Origin of the sequence: Rheinheimera pleomorphica (assembly GCF_011634895.1) — a bacterium.
GTDB classification, from domain to species: domain Bacteria; phylum Pseudomonadota; class Gammaproteobacteria; order Enterobacterales; family Alteromonadaceae; genus Alishewanella; species Alishewanella pleomorphica.
Genome location: NZ_SIRR01000002.1, coordinates 1 through 18,796, shown reverse-complemented (window position 1 = coordinate 18,796; position 18,796 = coordinate 1). Strand labels below are relative to the sequence as shown.

Below are 18,796 nucleotides of genomic sequence, written 5' to 3'. Positions count from 1 at the left end.
GCGCTTAACCTCAGTACGGGTTAGTCGGGTTGTAGAAGCTACCGCTGCGACCGTCAATACTCAACCGGGTTGGGCTTACAGTGCTACTGTTATTCAGCAGGTTGTAGCTTTGCCCCGGCAGGAGTTTATAACGCAGCAGGTTATTGATGATCACCGGTTGGCCACAGCTGGTTTGCTGATATTGGGTCTGGCTGTCGGCGCGCAGTACATACACTTCATGGCTGCCATCGACCACGCTGCTACCATCAGCGCTAACAAACAGCGACGTTGCCTCTGACACCGCCACTACCCGGCTACTGCTGCCCAGTTTGGCCTGAAATACCGCTGAGCGGCCCATGCGGTCACGCTGTTTAAAGTGGGTATCGGTAATAATGCCACTGAGTAGCGGTACGTTTAAAAAGTCAGTGCTGATATTCACCGTTTGATGACAAAAATCGGTTACCGCTTCCGAGCTTATCGCCCCTAAAACACCATCCGGATCATAGATAAACTGGCCTAGCACATGGTTACCGGCCGAGGTACCGCCGACCGCACCGCCTTTGGTATACACATGCATCAGTGCGTCCTGCACCTTGGTGCCCTGCCATTGGTTCAGGTAGTCGGACTGATCGCCGCCGGCAATAAACACAAATTCGGCACTGCGGATAGCCCAGTCAACATAATCGCTATTGGCTTTAGTGCGGGTGTTGATGATCAGTGTTTCTACCGACGCGGCATTGGTCAGGCCTTGCAGGTAATCGTTATAGGCGTCGGTACCTGAAGTGCGCAGCACCACGATATTGCCGCCGCTAATATGTGGTGCAATACGATTGGCAAAAGCGGCATCAACATCAGTACCACCGCCCATTAGCAGCAAGGCCGGGCTAGTTAAGCTAACGCAAACGTCATTACTACTACCCAGTAACGTGGCGGCTAAGCCGCCGGGTTTTGACGGCCGCGGGCCATAGCTACAGTTTTCTGGCTCTGGATCCGGGTCGGGTTCAGTGCCACCGCCGCCACTACCAGCACCGGCAAAGTTAACGGTTAGCTGATAGTTACCGGTGCCGCTGTAGCGGGTTACTTTAACAAAATGTGGTCCGGCTGGAGAGGCCACATAGCTGCCGGTTTCCGGGTTGCTGCTGCTTTGACCCGAGGCAATATAGCTGCCGCTGGCACGGTATAAAAACCAGTCAAAATCCGCATTGCTACCATGACTTAAACTGACGCTGATATCACCAGTCGCGGTGGTATCAAAGTAATACCAGTCCTGATCGGTGCGGCTGCCAATGGCGGCCTGCACCGCTGTGGCACTGCATAGCGGGCCGTCAGCAGCGCTTTCATTGTTATTGTTCTCGCTTTCTTGTTGCAAACAGGCCTGCGCATTGCCACATAGCAAAAGCGCAACTACGCCTAACAGACTTAGTGCTTTCATTTTTACTTCCTGCTTATTGTAATGTTTTAGGAAAAGGCCTCACGGCCGCAGTTTTTCAGGCAGCAAACGGCTGCACGAAAAATTCGGGTGCTGGTTAACGCGGGGGAGTTCTACTCGTCAAACCACTCGGACAGGTGGTAGTCGCTGGCACAATTATGCAGGTTTGCAGGCCGGGCGACCCGCAGCTGAAGGTAGTCAGCGCTGCATAATAATGTTGGCATAACAGAATCTTGTTGCTGTTTAATTACACATCAATATTGGCTGCAGACGCAATTCTGTCAAGCAAATAGATCGTATTCTGTAAAAAAAACCGACATGTCCCGAAATGTAGAGAACCGGTTCAATCGGATAAAAATGCACTAAGTTGCTGCCATTGCGCCAATTTTTCATTAAAGCTCAGCGCGGCATGCGCCGGGCTGGTAGACGGTAAGGTGAGCAAAGTGACGCCAGCTGGGAGAATTTGCTGCGGTACCACATAACGTTTAAAACTGTGCCAGGCTTTAGCGCCATTAAAAGCGATAGCAACCAACTTAGGTTGAGCGGCAAAAAAGGCACTAAAGTCGTTTGGCTGTTCGTCACGAATGGCACTGTCCAGGCTGCCACTACGCTGACAGCTGGCAATCACGTCCCATAGCGCTATGCTACTGTTGTTCAGTGCCGCGACCCTGTCCGGATAGGGTAAAGTTAGCGCAACACCGGCTAACTGCGCCATCAGCGGCCAGAACGCATTACGCGGATGGGCGTAATATTGCTGCTGTGCCAGCGAAGCCGCGCCCGGCATACTGCCCAGGATCAACACTCTGGCATTGGGCTGCGCTGCAGCCGCCAGACCGGTTAACGGTGTTGTCATCGCTTAGCGACTCTCACCAAGGCAATGACGGCTCATATTGCCGCGCTTTGTGCAGCGCCAATTCTGCCTGCTCACTCTCGCCTTCTTGCTGCGCCAGATAGGCCAGTAAAGCATACAGATAGCCGTTACTGCTGTGCTCATGCAGCCAGTGCTGCGCCTGTTTACGCAGCTTTAGTACTGATCTGCCCAGCGGTATCTGCCGGATATAAGGCAGCAGCTGCGGTAATTCGGTCAGTTGCAGCTGACTAAGCAATAACTTTTCTGCGGCCTCGCTTTGGCCACTCTGTGCCATAGCCCAGGCCCGGCCAATATTGGCCGCGGTCGACTTACGCTCTTTAGCCGGCAGATTTTGCCAATAATCTGCGCTTTCATCAAACCGCTGTTGCTGACTTAACTGGCTGATAGCCGCCGGATAAATGTTAAAGCGCTGCTGCGCCCATTTATCTTTGTCAAACCATTGCTGCTTCAGTGCCAGCGGTACCATCTGCAATAATTGCTGCCATTGCCCGGCTTGCTGCAACGCAAAAAGATATAACTGGCCTAACCCTTTATCCTCGCTGTCGGCAGTGACCCGCTCTGCCAGCAATACGCAGGCCTGCGCGGCCTGACCTTGTTGCAACAGCAAATCGGCACGAACAAAGTAACTGCTGTTGCTGTCATCCGGCAAAGCGGCAACATGCTTGTTGGCCAGCGGAGTGTTACCGGCATAAAAGGCTGCATAAGCCGCCAGTAAATGCTTTTCGCTGTGCATAAACTCATCGGCGCAGGCTTTAGCCAGATGCTGGCTGGCGGCCAGCCATTGCTGTTTGGCATAGGCTTGCAAGCCCAGTTCAAATGCCTGCTGCGCTTTACGCTGCCGGCGCCAGCGCAGAAAATTAAACGAAATATGCTGCAACCTCAGGAGCTTACGCAGCAATAGGCTGAGCAACCACAAGGCCGCAGTTAAGGCCAGTGCCAGCAGTGCCAGGCCCAGCAAAGTGGTTTCAAATACGCGGCCGGCCACAATCACTTTAACGTAACCGGCATGGTTTACCAGCACCGGGCCAAACCACATGGCCGCTGCCAGTACCGCGACAAGCAGCAACACCCGCATCATAAGTTATCTCCTGCCAATTGCTGCAGGTACTGTTGCAGCTGTGCCGGGCTAGTGAGGGCGCTAACCTGTGGCGGTGTGACATCAACAGCGGCTAAGAGCGCCAGGGTACTGCTCATTTGCTGTACCTGGCTGTCATCGGCATTAAAATAGCGCTGCAACTGATCAGCGCTTTGGCGCAGCGCGCTCTGATAGATCTGTGGTTGCTGTTGCATCACCGCCAATTGCGCCAGCTGCAACTGCTGTTGCAACGCAATGCGTAGCATTAGCTGTTGCTCTGTACTGAGGTCGAAATAATCTTCCGGCATGGCGGAACGGGGATTGAGTAAGCCACGCCAGGTACTGTGCCAGTGATAACTCAGGGTTTCACGCCAGTTTTGCAGGCTGGCCTCTGGCGCTGTAGCTTCAACCTGGGCAGGCTGCAGCTTTAACGGCAATTGCAGCGCTTGTTGGCGTAACTGCTGTAGCTGCACATGCACTTTGCTGACATCCGCAATGTTAACTGCGGCCAGTTGCTGCTGGTCGGCGGCTATCGCCTGACGTACCGGCAGTAAGGAGGCGTCATCCAACAGTGCCAGTTTATCATCGGCGTTTTGCAATAACGCCACAGCCGTAGCCATATCTTGCTCCAGCCAGACTTTTTGTGCCGCCAGTTTTACTAAATACTCTACTTCAGCCAACAGCCAGTGCCGTGGCGGTGCACTGTCACGCTGCTGCACTAACTGCCGCACGGCCTGTACCTGCGCTTGCGTTTGCGCCACTAATTGTTGTTGCTGTTGTTCAAGACGTTGCTCAAGTTGTGTCAGCCGCTGTTGCTGCTCAGCTTGCAGTTGGTGCTGCATCTGCTGGCTAGTGTCTTGTAACTGCCGGCTCTGCTCACTCAGGCGCTGCTGATTTTGCGCCAACAAGCTGCTTTGCTGTTGTAAAGCTTGCCACTGCGGCCACAACCAATAACCCGCGGCACCTAGCGCACTGCCCAGGGCAATCACCAGCAGCAAACTTAAACCAGCGGTAAACCCACCCCCGCTACGCGTGGCTGGCTCAGCTTCTATCTTTTGTTTTAACTGCTGCAAGGGCGCTTCAACGTCTGCATTACGCCCTTCTGTTGCGCGCTCTAAGGTATCGCTCATTAATATTCCCTCTGAAGCTGGCGGACCGCCGCCAGTAAAGCACCGTCATTGGCATTCTCAGCCACGACAATGCGCTGCGCTGCGATCCCCAGCGCGATAGCGCTGTCACGCATGCGCGGACTAACCAGGATCCAGTCACGTTGTGTCAGCCAGTGCTGATGATCAGCACCAACCAGGCTAAACAATAACTGCAGAATTTCATTGCTGGTGGCAACAATACAACGAATGCCTGCCAGCTGCCACTGCTGGCACAGCTGTATACCATCCAGTGGCAGTGGTACACGCTTGTAACTTTGCACATAACGCACACTGGCACCTCGGGCGACCAGGCCCTGTTTGATCAGTTCACGCCCGGCATTGCCGCGCACTACGACCACTTGCTTGCCCGCAACCTGCTGCAGCTGCGCTAATTGTAGTAGACCTTCACTGCGTTGATCATCCGGTACATTCACCTCGCGCCCCAGCCAGCGCTTAAGCGCCAGCGCTGTGGTTTGCCCCACCGCAAACAAGGGCGCATTAAGCTGGTTGCCTTCTATTTGCTGCTGCAAACAACTGACGGCGCTGACACTAACAAAGACTATGGCATCGGCCTGTTGCAGTTGCTGTACGTCATAAGGGGTAATAGTCACCTGTGCCGTGGTAATAAGCGGCTGATACAGATAGCCAACCCCGGCTTCGTCCAGCGCTGCCAGTAAGTTATCGGCTTTACCCGCCGGGCGGGTAATTAAAAACGGGATCTGCCCGTTGTCCGCTATCATGGCGCAGCCTGATATACCGCCTGTAAAATACGCCCCGCGCCTTGCGCCAGTAGGTGCTCAGCTAAAGCAGTGCCCAGCTGCTCTGCCTCAGCAACAGGCCCGCGTAACTGATGACGGATAATCTCACTGCCATCAACCGCACCCACCAGCCCGCGCAGCCATAAGCTGTCCGCTTCAATCACGGCAAAAGCACCAATCGGCACCTGACAGCCGCCCTGCAATTTGCGGTTCATCGCCCGTTCGGCCAGCACACAAGCCCGGGTAGCGGCATGCTCCAGCGGTGCCAGCAGTTGTTGCACTGCAAGATCATCGCTACGACATTCAATACCCACCGCGCCCTGGCCATTGGCCGGCAAACTCAGCTCAACCGGCAGCAGGCTGGCGATACGCGACTCAAAGCCAAGCCGGATCAGGCCGGCGGCAGCCAGAATAATGGCAGCAAACTCGCCGTTATCCAGCTTAGCTAAGCGGGTATTGACATTGCCCCGCAGGTCGCGCACGGTTAAATCTGGCCGCAGTGCTTTTAACTGGCACTGGCGGCGTAAACTCGAGGTGCCCACTACGGCGCCTTGCGGCAGTTCATCTAAGGTTTTGAACTGGTTAGACACAAAGGCGTCCTGCGGGTTTTCGCGCGGGCAGATGGTATGTAACATTAACCCCGCCGGGAACTCTACCGGCACATCTTTCATGCTGTGCACGGCGATATCGGCACGGCCATCGAGCATCGCCTGCTCTAATTCTTTAACGAACAGGCCCTTACCGCCAATTTTTGCCAGTGGCGTATCGAGAATTTTATCGCCCTGGGTCGACATCGGCACCAGTTCAACCTTTAGCTGCGGATGATGCCGCAGTAGCTCGGCTTTAACATAGTCGGCCTGCCACAGTGCCAATGCACTTTTACGGGTTGCAATACGTACAGTTGTCATCTTAGTGAGTCACCTGAGTCAGTAAATGCCGCTGAATAAAACTGCTGATATCGGCCACTTCCTGCGCACAAACGCTGTGCGGCATCCGATAATCATGCCAGTTGACGTTAAAGCCGGCGTTCTTTAAAGCGTGATACGCCTGTTGGCCCGCCGCCATAGGGACTACCGGGTCCTGGCTGCCGTGGGCTATTAGCACCGGCGTGGTTTTATTCAGGTGGTTGCTTTCGTCTTTTAGTTTATCTGGCGCGCACATATAGGTAGACAGCGCCATCACGCCAGCCAGTTTATATGGCAAGCGCGGCAGTAAATGCAGCGCTATCACGCCGCCCTGGCTAAAGCCCGCCAGAATAATACGCTCGCTGCTGATGCCATCGCTAATCAGCTTATCCAGTAACGCCTGCACAGCGCCAGCCGACTCGCGCACACCGTCTTCATCGGCGCGGTTGGTTAAATCCATGGTTTTAATGTCATACCAGGCCCGCATGCGCATGCCACCATTAACGGTAACCGGCCGCTCTGGCGCATGCGGAAATAAAAATCGGATGCCGGCGTCTGCCGTTAAACGCAGCTCGGGCACTATCGGCGCAAAGCCATGGCCCGAGTCGCCCAGCCCATGCAGCCAAACCACTGCCGCGCGGGTTTCGCCCTGGGCTTTGATATCAACAAAAGGAAGTAACGCCATTACACTGTTCCAGGATTGTGCGCTTAAGGCGCTAAATTTAATGCTTTGCCGGCTTGTTTCGCTGCCGCGTCATTTAGCAGCTGCCAAAATTCAGCACCGCTGCGGTTGTCTATCCACTTATCGGTATGCCATTCAAAGTGGTGGCCGTTAAATTTGGTGGCTACCCACAGCTGGTGCAAGGGTGGCTGCTTATTAATGATGATCTTACTGCCATCAGCAAAACTGATGCTAAGCAAGCCACCGTGCGACTCGTAGTCCAGATCAGCATCAGCATCTTCTACTGCCTGCTCCACCGCCAGCAAAGTGTTGTCGGCCAATTCATCATATTCTAGGTCATTCATCTGCTTCACCTGTTTGCTTTTATCGCTAAGGATGCGATTATAGAGCGCAACCACCATAAAAAAATAACATCATGCACGCTTTTACAACCAAAGGTCCGCTGTTAACTGTCGCTGCTGTCGTTTTGCTATGCAGCCTGCTAAGTGCTTGTGGTCAAAAAGGCCCTCTTACCTTACCACAACCGCCAGCCGAAGTGGCACAGCCAGAGCAAAACAACGCTAATCCAACCCAACTATCGGATGAACAACGTGGACCACTTTAATTACCAGCAAAACCGTCTTTTTGCCGAGCAATGTGCGCTAACGGATATCGCCACTGAGTTTGGCACACCCTGCTATGTATACTCGCGCGCGACCATTGAGCGCCATTATCATGCCTTTGCCGATGCGGCCGCAGCCCATCCGCACAGCCTGGTATGCTACGCCGTAAAGGCCAACAGCAATCTGGCCATACTTAACCTGCTGGCTAAGCTCGGCAGTGGCTTTGACATTGTATCCGGCGGTGAGTTGCGCCGGGTAATTGCAGCCGGTGGCGATGCCAAAAAAGTGGTGTTCTCCGGCGTAGCCAAAACGGTTGATGAAATGCGTTTTGCGCTGCAGCTGGGGATAAAATGTTTTAATGTCGAGTCGATTGCCGAGCTGGAACGGTTACAACAGGTCGCCAGCAGCCTGAATATTAAAGCACCGGTGTCGATACGGGTTAATCCGGACATCGATGCCAAAACCCATCCGTATATTTCTACCGGTTTAAAAGCGAATAAGTTTGGTATCGATATTTTGCTGGCGCGCGATATTTACCGCCAGGCGGCCAGCCACAGCCATCTTGATGTGGTCGGGGTTGATTGTCATATCGGCTCTCAGCTGACTGAAACCCAGCCGTTTTTAGAGGCGCTGGAAAAACTGCTGACACTGATAGACGATCTGGCCAGCGACGGCATTGTACTTAAACATATCGATATTGGTGGTGGCTTGGGCGTGACCTACGACACCGAGACGCCGCCGTCGCCGTTTGATTACATCAGCAAAGTGGTAGAGCGCTTAAAAGCTTACCCGCAGTTGGAACTGATTATGGAGCCGGGCCGCGCCATTATGGCCAATGCCGGTGTGCTGCTAACCAAGGTAGAGTTTTTAAAACCCGGTCAGGAGAAAAACTTCGCTATTGTCGATGCCGCGATGAACGATTTAATCCGCCCGGCGCTATACAGTGCCTGGCAGGCGATTGTACCGGTAGTGCAAAGTCAGGCTAAAGCGGCAGCGCTGTATGACATTGTCGGCCCGGTATGCGAAACCGGTGACTTTCTCGGTAAAGACCGCGAGCTGTCGATAGCACAAGGTGATTTATTGGCCGTGCGCTCGGCCGGCGCCTATGGTTTTACCATGAGCTCGAACTATAACAGCCGCCCCCGCGCTGCCGAAGTATTGGTGGATGGCGATAAAATGCATTTAATCCGCCAGCGCGAGCAATGGCAGGATTTATGGCGTGGCGAACAGGTTGTCACCGACTAAGTAAGGGCGCTGATGTTGTTACATTTTTCTAAAATGCATGGCCTGGGCAACGACTTTATGCTGGTCGACGCCGTTAGCCAGAATGTGTTCTTAACCAAAGAGCAGATCAAAGCGCTGGCCAACCGCTATACCGGCATCGGCTTTGATCAACTGTTAATGGTAGAGCCGCCCTATGACCCTGAGCTGGATTTTCATTATCGTATTTTCAACGCCGACGGTTCAGAAGTAGAACAATGTGGCAATGGTGCCCGTTGTTTTGCCAAATTTGTCCGCGCCCGCGGCTTAACCAACAAGCATAAAATTGGCGTTAGTACCAAATCAGGCAAAATTACGCTGTACGTAGAGGCAGACGGCCAGGTCACGGTCAATATGGGTGTGCCACAGCTGGACCCGGCGCGGGTGCCGTTTAAAGCCCAGAAGCAGGAAATTACCTATATTTTGCGCGCTGATGACCACACTATCCTCTGTGGCGTGGTGTCGATGGGTAACCCCCATGCGGTGGTAGAAGTGGACGATATTGTCAGTGCACCGGTGCAGACCCAGGGCCCGCTATTTGAACTGCACGAACGCTTTCCTGAACGGGCGAATATTGGCTTTATGCAGGTGCTGAACCCGGGCCATATTAAGCTAAGGGTATGGGAGCGCGGTGCTGGCGAAACCCAGGCTTGCGGTACCGGCGCCTGTGCCGCAGTCGTCGTAGGCCAGTTACAAAAAAAATTACAACAGCAGGTTCGGGTAGACTTACCCGGCGGCAGCCTGCATATTCGCTGGAATGGGCCAGGCCAACCATTAAAAATGACCGGCCCGGCAGAACATGTTTATGACGGACAAATACAGCTATGAATGATAGCCTGACCAAGGATAACGACCTGCTGGCGGCTCAGGTAGTATGCGACTATCTGCAGGACCACCCGGCGTTTTTTCAACAGCATCCACAGTTGCTGGCCAGCCTGCGTTTACCGCATCAGCAGCGCGGCAGTGTGTCACTGGTAGAACGCCAGCTGGAGCTACAACGCGAGAAAATTCAGGCGCTGGAAGATGACATTACCCGTTTAATGTCCGTTGCCCGCCACAATGAGCAGATTTTTCTGGCCTTTAACCAGTTGCAAGCCCGCCTGTATCAGGCCGATAGCCTGCAACAGGCTGAGGCCAGCCTGCAACAATTTACCGCGGCCATGCCGCAAGTTAGTGAATGCCGCCTGGTGCGGTTTAACAGCGAGCAGGCCAATCAGCCGTTTCAGTTGCTATTATCTCGCCGTTTAAACCAGCAGGGTGTCTATTTGGGCCGGTTAAACAAAGAGGAACAGCAAGCACTGTTTGGTCCGCATATTCATTCCGTCGCGCTGATTTTGATCAGCAGCCCTGAGCAGCCACTGGCACTGCTGGCGTTTGGCAGCGAGCTGGATGACCACTTCCAGCCGTCGATGGATAAGCTGTTTATCAGCCATCTGGCCACTATTTTAGCCCAGCTGTTACCCGGTTATGACGTTGCCTGATAGCGCTTTGCCAACGCAGTGGCAGCAGCCGCTGCAGGCATTTTTACACTATTTGCAGTTTGAACGTGGCTACAGCAGCAAAACCCTCGATAGCTATCAGCGCCAGCTACAGCAGTTGGCGCTAAGCATCAGCGACCCGGCCAGACACTGGCTGAACCTAAGCGAAGCCCAGCTTAAGCAGCATATTATTGCCATGCGTCGCAGCGGCGCCAAGCCGCGTACTATTGCCTTAAAAGTGGCCGCGCTGCGCAGCTTTTATCGCTACTTGCAGGCGCAAGGCCAGCGCAGCGACAACCCGGCATTGTACTTGTCGGTGCCCAAAGCCGCGCGCAGCCTGCCAAAAAATCTTGATGTTGACCAGCTTAACCATTTGCTTAGTTTTGACAGCCAGGATGACATTCTGGCCTGTCGCGATAAAGCCATGCTGGAGCTATTCTACTCGTCCGGCTTGCGTTTAGAAGAGCTGGTGAATGCCAATATCAGTGATATCGACTGGTCGCAACAGCTGTTGCGGGTTACCGGTAAAGGTAGTAAGCAGCGCATTGTGCCGGTGGGCAGCGTAGCACTTAATGCCCTGCGCGACTGGCTGGCACAGCGGCCGGCTTTTAGCGCCAAGTTAGCAGAAGAGGATACCGATGCGCTGTTTATCAGCAAACAGCACAAGCGTATTAGTAGCCGCCATGTGCGCGAACGCGTGCAGTTGTGGGCGAAACAACAAGGTTTAAACCAAAAACTGCACCCACATATGCTACGCCACTCGTTTGCCAGCCATATGCTGGAGTCCAGCCAGGACTTACGCGCGGTGCAGGAACTGCTGGGCCACGCCAACCTCAGCACCACTCAGGTGTATACCCACCTGGACTTCGCCCACCTGGCCAAGGTATACGATAGCGCCCATCCCAGAGCAAAGAAAAAATAACCGCCCGGCAAAACCGGGCGGCTTGTCTGTTGCTTAGCCTTAGTTAAAACGTTTGCCTAATAAGTTATCTACTGAGGCTTTGCCTGCGCCGCTAAACAGCAGCGATACGCTGGCCGCTAACAGGGCTAAACCGAATTCGTAACCGTTGTTGCTCATAAACAGGCCGTTGGGCAAATGTACTGCCACTATCGCCACTACCATGGCAATGCTCAGTGCCAATGCCGCCGGGCGGGTTAATAACCCCAGCACCAGGGCGATGCCGCCGAAAAACTCTGCCGCGCCGGCTAAAAACGCCATCACGATACCCGGAGATAACCCTATACTGTCCATCCAGCCGCCGGTGCCTTCCAGGCCGTAGCCACCAAACCAGCCAAACAGTTTTTGTGCGCCATGGGCGGCAAAGATAATGCCGACCGGTACCCGCAGCGCCAACGCACCCCAACCGGCATTTGAGCTTAAAATTTTCTGAACCATTGAAGTAGCCATATCATCACCTGTCAAATTGTTTAAAGTTAAGTTTACTGCCACTCGACAGCAAGCTTGTGTCGATGAAGTAACTATAGCGGGTTAATTGATGCTGTAAAAACGCAATGTTTTGACTACAATATTCAAAATATTTGAATTTAAGCAACACTGAGGCCGCCATGCATAACGCCCTGAGTTTAGATGCCTTAAGAGCACTGGACGCGATAGACCGTAAAGGCAGCTTTGCCGCTGCAGCTGAAGCCTTGTACAAGGTGCCATCGGCCCTCAGTTATACCATCGCCAAGCTGGAGTCTGATTTAGGCGTTGCCTTGTTTGATCGCAGTAAGCAACGGGCGCAATTAACTCCCGCCGGGCAATTACTGCTGCAGCAAGGCCGTGAGCTGCTGCACGCTGCGAATCAGCTACAAAATGCAGTTAAACAGCTGGATACCGGCTGGGAAACCGAACTGACCATCGCCAAGGACAGCATAGTGCCCAATGCGCCGCTACTGGATATTATTGGCCGCTTTTTACAGCTGGGTAAAATTACCCAGATAAAAATGACCGAAGAGGTGATGGCCGGCGGCTGGGAAGCGCTGCAAACCGGCCGGGCCGATATTGCTGTGGGTGTATCCGGCGATTTACCCAAAGGCCAGTTTAATATGTTGCCACTGGGCGAGGCCGAGTTTGTGTTTGCCGTGGCGCCGCATCATCAGCTGGCAGCGCTGGACAGAGTCGTCAGCACCGAGGATGTACAGCACTATGCCGCCATAGTAGTAGCAGATTCTGCGCTGGATGCGCCCAAGCGCTCATCCGGTCTATTTGATAGCCGCCAGCGTGTTATTGTCAGTAATATGCGGGCAAAAATAGACGCGCAAAAGCAGGGCCTGGGTATCGGCTTTTTGCCACGTCATCTGGTGGGCAATGAGCTGGCCCGCGGTGAACTGGTTGCCAAAGCCTGCAGTATTCCCAGAGATAAGATCCCGCTATATCTGGCATGGCATAAACAAAGTAACGGCCAGGCGTTAAACTGGTTTAGCCAGCAGCTGGCTAGCCTGAACTGGCAACAGATATTTCAACCAACCAACGGGTAGGCCCTATGCAGTTATTTAAAGCCTTACAGCCAGTGCAGGTGTTGTCTTTTGATTTAGACGACACTTTATACGACAACAAACCGGTGATTGCGGCGGCCGAGCAGGCGATGCTGGATGCACTGGCACAGCATGCCCAGTTGACCAGCTCAGTCAGCAATGATTTCTGGTGGCAGCAGCGGTTACTGTTAGCTAAAACGACACCCGAGATCCGCCACGATGTTGGCCGTTGGCGCTTATTGGGTATCGAAGCGGGCTTAGTTGCACTGGGCTTAACTCAGGCTAATGCCGCCGGCATTGCCAAGCTGGCTTACGCTGCGTTTTTGCAGCAGCGTACCCGTATCACCATAAAACCTGAAATAAAACAGTTACTTGAGGTGCTGTCACAGCATTTTCAATTAATTGCTATCACCAATGGCAACGCCTGTATTACGAAAATGGGTATTGCTGAGCTGTTTCAGTTTAGCCTGCAGGCCGGGCCGGATGGCCGGATGAAGCCTTATGCCGATCTGTTTATTGCGGCGGCCAAGCGCCTTAATGTTGCACCGGCGCACATACTGCATATTGGCGACAGCCACCGCGCCGATGTGATGGGCGCACTGAATGCCGGCTGCCAGGCGGCCTGGCTAGACCACCATCAAAGTACGGTTAGCGTGCTGCCGCATGTCCGTCTGACGGATGTGCAGCAATTAACGGCATTATTGCCGCACTAACATCAGGCACTGGTTATTTATCCACTAAAACCCGACAGCTTTACTTGGCGCTGCACGCTGGGCTGCTATAATGGCGGCCATTATGCTTAATGAGGCTTGCTGATGGATGTGTCTTACCTGCTGGACGGGCTAAACGATAAACAACGCGATGCGGTGGCGGCACCACCACAACATATGCTGGTGCTGGCCGGAGCCGGTAGCGGTAAAACCCGCGTGCTGGTGCATCGCTTAGCCTGGTTAATGCAGGTGGAACGGGTAGCGCCTTACAGCCTGCTGGCGGTAACCTTTACCAATAAAGCCTCGCAAGAAATGCGCGGCCGGATTGAGAGCACCATCGGTGTTAGCCTGAATAACTTATGGATGGGTACCTTCCATGGTTTGTCACACCGTATGCTACGCGCCCACTATCAGGAAGCCGGCTTACCGCAGGGTTTTCAGATTATCGATAGCGACGATCAGTACCGGCTGGTGAAACGGGTGCTAAAAGCATTGAACCTGGATGAAAAGCACTGGCCGCCAAAGCAGATCCAGTGGTTTATTAATGCCCGCAAAGATGATGGCCTGCGCCCGGGCATGATCGACGCCGCCGGTGATTTCAGCCTGCAGCAGATGGTAAAAATTTATGCCGCTTATCAGGACATGTGCGATCGCGCCGGTTTAGTCGATTTTGCCGAGATCCTACTGCGCAGCTTTGAGTTGTTAAAACAAAACAGCGAGGTGCGCGGCCATTATCAGCAGCGTTTTCGCCATATCCTGGTAGACGAGTTTCAGGATACCAATGCCATTCAGTACCAATGGTTGCGTTTACTGGCTGGCAGCAGCGCCAAAGTGATGATCGTCGGTGATGATGACCAGTCGATTTACGGCTGGCGCGGTGCCCGGGTAGAGAATATCCAAACCTTCTTAAAAGACTTCCCCGACGTTGCAACCGTGCGGCTGGAACAAAACTATCGCTCTACCGAGACCATTCTAAAAGCCGCCAATGCCGTTATTGCCAATAACACCGATCGCTTGGGTAAAGACTTGTGGACCGACGGCGCTCAGGGGGAAGTGATCTCCTTATACACCGCCTTTAACGAGCTGGACGAAGCACGCTTTATTGTCGGCCGTATCCGTGACTGGCATAAACAGGGCGATCGTTTAAGCGAAGCGGCGATTTTATACCGCAATAACGCCCAGTCACGGGTATTAGAAGAAGCCCTAATTCAGGAAGGCCTGCACTACCGTATCTATGGCGGCTTACGCTTCTATGAACGCCAGGAAATTAAAGATGCGCTGGCGTATTTGCGTTTACTGCACAACCGCCAGGATGACGCCGCGCTGGAGCGCATTATTAACACCCCGGTGCGCGGTATTGGCGATACTACGCTGAATAAAGTGCGCGAATATGCCCGTGCTCAGCAGCAAACGCTGTGGCAAAGCCTGCAGCAGATGCTGGCACAAAAGCAGCTGGCCGGCCGGGCCGCCTCGGCCATTGATAACTTTATGCAGCTGATTGAGCAACTGAGTAGCCAGGTGACAGACTTACCGCTGCCTGAACAAGCCGAGCACGTTATTAAGCAATCTGGCTTATATGCTATGTATCAGGCAGAAAAAGGCGAAAAAGCGCAAACCCGGCTGGAAAACTTAAACGAGCTAATCACTGCCTGCCAGAACTTTGATGAGCGCCGCGCCGAAGATATGACACCGCTGGCGGCGTTTTTATCCCAAGCCGCACTGGAAGCCGGAGAATATCAGGCCGAAGAACACTCAGATGCGGTGCAATTGATGACGCTACACAGCGCCAAGGGCCTGGAGTTTCCACTGGTGTTTATTTGCGGATTGGAAGAAGGCATGTTCCCCAGCCAGCAAAGTGGCGATGACCCAACACGCTTGGAAGAGGAGCGCCGGCTGTGTTATGTCGGTATGACGCGTGCGATGAAAAAGCTGTACTTAACCCATGCCGAAAGCCGCCGTCTATATGGGCAGGAGCAATACCACAAACCGTCGCGCTTCATCCGCGAAATCCCGGCTGAATATTTAGAAGAAATTCGCCTGACGACTCAGGTTAGCCGGCCCACCCAATTTAACCGCTTTGGCAGTGCCGCCTCGCATGTCGCCTTTGAAAATACCGGCTTTAAGCTGGGCCAGCGTGTTTTGCACGACAAGTTTGGCGAAGGCACCGTGCTTAATTATGAAGGTACCGGCAGCCAATCGCGTATTCAGGTCAATTTTGACGATTTGGGCAGCAAGTGGCTGGTCACGGCTTATGCCCGCTTGCAGGCGGTGGGCTAAATGCCATTCACTGCGTTGCTGGGTCAGCTACGGCAATGGCAGCAGCAGGCGGCGCAACTACGCATCCGTTTGCCGGTTGTTTGGCAGGGTAGCGCAAAAACGCTGCTGTCACAGACAGCAGTGCTGCTGAGCACTATTGATTATAACAAGCTGTATTGGCTTGGTGCTGAGGCGCCTGCCGACGCCATTAACTTAACGGGCAGGCAAAACTACCAGTTACTGGGCAGTGAATGCGATATTTTGGTGATCAATGCCTGCAGCGGCTTTAATGCCGATCTGGTGGCGGCTTCAGCAGGCTGTGTTAAAGCCGGTGGTATCTGGTTGCTGCTGTGTCCACCGTTTGCACAGTGGCCACAACATGCCAATCCGGCGCATAAAAATTTGCTACCTTATCCTTTAGATGCCAATAGCCATCAGGGGCACTTTATCGGCTTTTGGCTAAACCAGTTACAGCAGCAAAATGTTGTGATAGTGAATAACAACACAGTACAGCAACACCTTTGCTGGCCCAGTGCGGCAGACGCTGTTGGCGGGCCAAACCAGAGTAACGCTGTGCCACCTTGTATTAGCGCAGAGCAAGCCTCTGCTGTCGACGCCATTTTGCATGTGGTTAGCGGCCACCGGCGTCGTCCTTTAGTCCTCACCGCTGACCGCGGCCGTGGTAAATCGGCTGCTTTGGGGATAGCGGCTGCACAGTTGGCACAAACAGGTAAGCAGATTATCCTGACAGCCCCGTCGCCGCAGGCAGCACAAACGGCTATCCAGCATTTTCAACAGCTCACCGATGCTCAGCGACATAGCTATTTACAGTTCGAGCCTTTTGATCAACTGTTACAACACGACCTCAGTGCTGACTTACTGCTGGTAGATGAAGCGGCCGCTATACCAACACCGGTATTGCAGCAACTGCTGCACAAGTTTAGCCGTATAGTGTTTGCCACTACTGAACACGGCTATGAAGGCACAGGACGTGGTTTTCAGTTGCGCTTTCAGCAGTATCTCAATAGCCAATGCCCTGGCTGGAAAAAGCTGCATTTACTGCAGCCAATCCGTTATCAAGTTGCAGATCCGCTGGAGCAGCTCAGTTTTAACTGTTTTTTATTACGACACCAAAGCGCTGACATTAACCTTGCACACCAGGACAAGGTCAGCTTTGCCATCTATCACAGCCAGCACTGGCTAACGGATCCGGCAAAACTACAGCAGGTTTTCAGCCTGCTTAGCCTGGCGCATTATCAGACTCAGGTTAAAGATTTGGCCGCCATGCTGGATAACCCTAAGTTACAAGTCGCGGTGCTGCAGCAGAATGAACAGATACTGGCCTGTGCCCTGATCAGTACTGAAGGCCAGATTGACCCGGAGTTGGCGACACAGATTTACCATGGCGAGCGCCGGGTACAGGGCCACTTGCTGGCACAAAGCCTGGCTTTTCACTTAGCCCTGCCAGAACTGGCCACGTTAGCCTTGTGGCGGGTAATGCGCATTAGCGTGCAGCCAGCGTTACAACGCCAGCAACTGGGCAACCAATTGCTCAGTCATATTAAACAGGCGGCGCAGCAAGCCGGTATCCGTTATTTGGGCACCAGCTTTGGCGTAACTGGCCCCTTATTGCAATTTTGGCAGCAAGCCGGTTATGTCGCAGTACGCCTGGGTAGCAGTAGCGATAAAGCCAGCGCCGAATATTCGATATTGATGCTGCACGCCGTGACGGCTTCGGCCGCGATAGCCCACCAGCTGCAGCAGCAATTCAGCGCGGCCTTATACAACAACTTAGCGCTGCTGTATCCGCAACTAAGTGCTGAGCTGGCCGTAGCACTGGCCTGCCCCACACAGCTAATCACACTCAGTGATACCGAGCTGAAACAGCTGCAGTTGTTCAGCCGAGGCAAAAGACCGTTCGAGCTAGTCAGTCATCTGCTGTTAAGCTGGTTTAACTTACATTACCGCCGGCTGCCGCCAACGCTTCAACAAACACTTTGTGCGCTGTTATGGCAGCGGCGCAGTTGGCCGGACATACTGCAACACACTGGCCAGCACAGTAAGAAAAGCTGTCTCGAATGGATTGCAGCCCAGCTCAGTGCAAACGGGCTTTAACTGTTCAAACCAGTATTCACTTTCTTTTTTAAGGTACTCAGGCTAAGGTGCCGCCAACATTTTCCGGATCGTGTTTATATGTTAATTCTTTTACCCCTTCTCAGTGCGCTATCTGCAGCACCGGCACTAGCCAGTAGCTTCTCAGGCTCAGAAAAACGCACCTTGCAAGCAGCAATTAGCAGTGCATTGCACTCGGCCGAACTAAACCGCTTTTATTTACAATGTAAAGAACAACCCAAAGAAGGTGAAGTCAGTCTTGTAGTTACAGATAAAGAACAACCAAGAATGCTGGCAATGCTGCAACAGAAAGTGCATACACAAGATCTGGATTTACTGCTTAAAGCAGACAAAAAGTTAAGCCAGACTGTTAAACGCAGTATCGTAACGCTTAAAAGTTGTGACGATAGCCAGGCCCTGCAGCGATTACTGGATAACTATGAAGTGGCACTGTTTTCTTTGGATATTGCCATGCCACTGGAGCGCCCATTAACCAGTAAAGCAACGTCGTCGGCGCAGCGTAGTGCCCAGGCGCAAAATGCAGTATCGCAACTTATCGCCCGCAGCCATGCTATTGCTTTGGTTAATATTATAGAAAAACAGCAACTTAACGCTGTACAACAGGCTAATCATTTACACCCCGACTACAGCAGCAGCTATATCTTTAAAGTGCAGCATGGCTGGCGCGGCAATGTAGCCGCTTATCTCGGTATGCATGTATTTGTCAGCGACGCTGACATGACTAAAACGGAGAAGCAATGGCTGGTATTTCTTGATAAGAACGGCCATTTTATTAAGGCTATAGCAGCAAACCAAGCGCAACCCTATCTGGCGGTATTAAAAGACGCCGAATGGCGCTATGACACCTACGGCAATTTACATCGCAATAAGTAATAGCCTTAGCAAACAGCCCGCTTAATGCGGGTTTTTTGTTGCCGGCTATTTACATAAATCGGGCGATGTTTCGCCGCGGGGCGCGTCAACGCAAAAAGGCCTACCGTTTAGGGTAGGCCTTTTGCTTGAATGAGGAGCCTGGCGGTGAACTACTCTCGC

At 53.1% G+C, this 18,796-nt stretch carries 19 protein-coding genes; 10 read left to right on the top strand and 9 right to left on the bottom strand.

Features of this window, described 5'->3' with window-relative positions; genetic code table 11:
• Positions 1–10: 10 nt before the first annotated feature.
• From EYB30_RS01110 to cyaY, 8 genes are all read right to left on the bottom strand, one after another.
• The gene (locus EYB30_RS01110; RefSeq protein WP_166836141.1) at positions 11–1,411 is read right to left on the bottom strand and encodes a pre-peptidase C-terminal domain-containing protein; all 1,401 of its coding nucleotides are present in this window, start codon (positions 1,409–1,411) and stop codon (positions 11–13) included.
• A gap of 340 nt (positions 1,412–1,751) precedes the next feature.
• Positions 1,752–2,261: a DNA-deoxyinosine glycosylase gene (locus EYB30_RS01105; RefSeq protein WP_166836139.1), complete on the bottom strand. Its 510-nt coding sequence runs from the start codon at positions 2,259–2,261 to the stop codon at positions 1,752–1,754.
• A gap of 13 nt (positions 2,262–2,274) precedes the next feature.
• Positions 2,275–3,357 carry a heme biosynthesis HemY N-terminal domain-containing protein gene (locus tag EYB30_RS01100; RefSeq protein WP_166836137.1) on the bottom strand — a complete coding sequence of 361 codons (1,083 nt, stop codon included), beginning with the start codon at positions 3,355–3,357 and terminating at the stop codon, positions 2,275–2,277.
• Positions 3,354–4,484: a uroporphyrinogen-III C-methyltransferase gene (locus EYB30_RS01095; RefSeq protein ID WP_166836135.1), complete on the bottom strand. Its 1,131-nt coding sequence runs from the start codon at positions 4,482–4,484 to the stop codon at positions 3,354–3,356. Before EYB30_RS01095 ends, EYB30_RS01100 begins: the two co-directional genes overlap by 4 nt.
• Entirely contained in the window at positions 4,484–5,242 is a 759-nt protein-coding gene (locus EYB30_RS01090) for a uroporphyrinogen-III synthase (protein WP_166836133.1), read from the bottom strand. The genes EYB30_RS01095 and EYB30_RS01090 overlap by 1 nt, the downstream gene beginning before the upstream one ends.
• Positions 5,239–6,168: a hydroxymethylbilane synthase gene (hemC, locus tag EYB30_RS01085; protein ID WP_166836131.1), complete on the bottom strand. Its 930-nt coding sequence runs from the start codon at positions 6,166–6,168 to the stop codon at positions 5,239–5,241. Before hemC ends, EYB30_RS01090 begins: the two co-directional genes overlap by 4 nt.
• A 1-nt stretch (position 6,169) precedes the next feature.
• Positions 6,170–6,850 carry an alpha/beta hydrolase gene (locus EYB30_RS01080; RefSeq protein ID WP_166836129.1) on the bottom strand — a complete coding sequence of 227 codons (681 nt, stop codon included), beginning with the start codon at positions 6,848–6,850 and terminating at the stop codon, positions 6,170–6,172.
• A 23-nt stretch (positions 6,851–6,873) separates the two neighbouring features.
• Complete coding sequence (gene cyaY, locus EYB30_RS01075; RefSeq protein ID WP_166836127.1) at positions 6,874–7,191, bottom strand: iron donor protein CyaY; 318 nt, start codon at positions 7,189–7,191, stop codon at positions 6,874–6,876.
• Between the two features lie 71 nt (positions 7,192–7,262).
• Between cyaY and lptM the strand changes: the two genes are divergently transcribed.
• From lptM to xerC, 5 genes are read left to right on the top strand one after another with little or no spacing between them, the layout of a single operon-like run.
• Positions 7,263–7,451 (top strand): LPS translocon maturation chaperone LptM, encoded by a 189-nt coding sequence (gene lptM, locus EYB30_RS01070; RefSeq protein ID WP_166836125.1) that lies wholly within the window; start codon positions 7,263–7,265, stop codon positions 7,449–7,451.
• Positions 7,438–8,694, top strand: a complete 1,257-nt coding sequence (gene lysA / locus EYB30_RS01065; RefSeq protein ID WP_166836123.1) for a diaminopimelate decarboxylase — start codon at positions 7,438–7,440, stop codon at positions 8,692–8,694. The genes lptM and lysA overlap by 14 nt, the downstream gene beginning before the upstream one ends.
• A gap of 12 nt (positions 8,695–8,706) precedes the next feature.
• Entirely contained in the window at positions 8,707–9,537 is an 831-nt protein-coding gene (dapF, locus tag EYB30_RS01060; protein ID WP_166836121.1) for a diaminopimelate epimerase, read from the top strand.
• The gene (locus EYB30_RS01055) at positions 9,534–10,190 is read left to right on the top strand and encodes a DUF484 family protein (RefSeq protein ID WP_166836119.1); all 657 of its coding nucleotides are present in this window, start codon (positions 9,534–9,536) and stop codon (positions 10,188–10,190) included. Before dapF ends, EYB30_RS01055 begins: the two co-directional genes overlap by 4 nt.
• On the top strand, positions 10,177–11,109 hold the full coding sequence (gene xerC, locus EYB30_RS01050; RefSeq protein ID WP_166836117.1) for a tyrosine recombinase XerC: 933 nt from the start codon (positions 10,177–10,179) through the stop codon (positions 11,107–11,109). Before EYB30_RS01055 ends, xerC begins: the two co-directional genes overlap by 14 nt.
• A gap of 39 nt (positions 11,110–11,148) precedes the next feature.
• Here the strand turns inward: xerC and EYB30_RS01045 are convergent, their stop codons facing one another.
• Positions 11,149–11,595 (bottom strand): DoxX family protein, encoded by a 447-nt coding sequence (locus tag EYB30_RS01045; RefSeq protein WP_166836115.1) that lies wholly within the window; start codon positions 11,593–11,595, stop codon positions 11,149–11,151.
• Positions 11,596–11,753: 158 nt separating this feature from the next.
• Between EYB30_RS01045 and EYB30_RS01040 the strand changes: the two genes are divergently transcribed.
• The 5 genes from EYB30_RS01040 to EYB30_RS01020 all read left to right on the top strand — a co-directional run bounded on the left by EYB30_RS01040 (position 11,754) and on the right by EYB30_RS01020 (position 18,637).
• A complete protein-coding gene (locus EYB30_RS01040) occupies positions 11,754–12,668 on the top strand; it encodes a LysR family transcriptional regulator (RefSeq protein ID WP_166836113.1) in 915 nt (304 codons plus the stop codon).
• A gap of 5 nt (positions 12,669–12,673) precedes the next feature.
• Positions 12,674–13,378 (top strand): HAD-IA family hydrolase, encoded by a 705-nt coding sequence (locus tag EYB30_RS01035; RefSeq protein ID WP_166836111.1) that lies wholly within the window; start codon positions 12,674–12,676, stop codon positions 13,376–13,378.
• 102 nt (positions 13,379–13,480) lie between these two features.
• A complete protein-coding gene (gene uvrD, locus EYB30_RS01030) occupies positions 13,481–15,652 on the top strand; it encodes a DNA helicase II (protein ID WP_166836109.1) in 2,172 nt (723 codons plus the stop codon).
• On the top strand, positions 15,653–17,746 hold the full coding sequence (locus EYB30_RS01025; protein WP_166836107.1) for a tRNA(Met) cytidine acetyltransferase TmcA: 2,094 nt from the start codon (positions 15,653–15,655) through the stop codon (positions 17,744–17,746). It begins immediately after the preceding gene.
• 78 nt (positions 17,747–17,824) lie between these two features.
• Positions 17,825–18,637, top strand: a complete 813-nt coding sequence (locus EYB30_RS01020) for a hypothetical protein (RefSeq protein ID WP_166836105.1) — start codon at positions 17,825–17,827, stop codon at positions 18,635–18,637.
• The last annotated feature ends 159 nt before the right edge of the window (positions 18,638–18,796 follow it).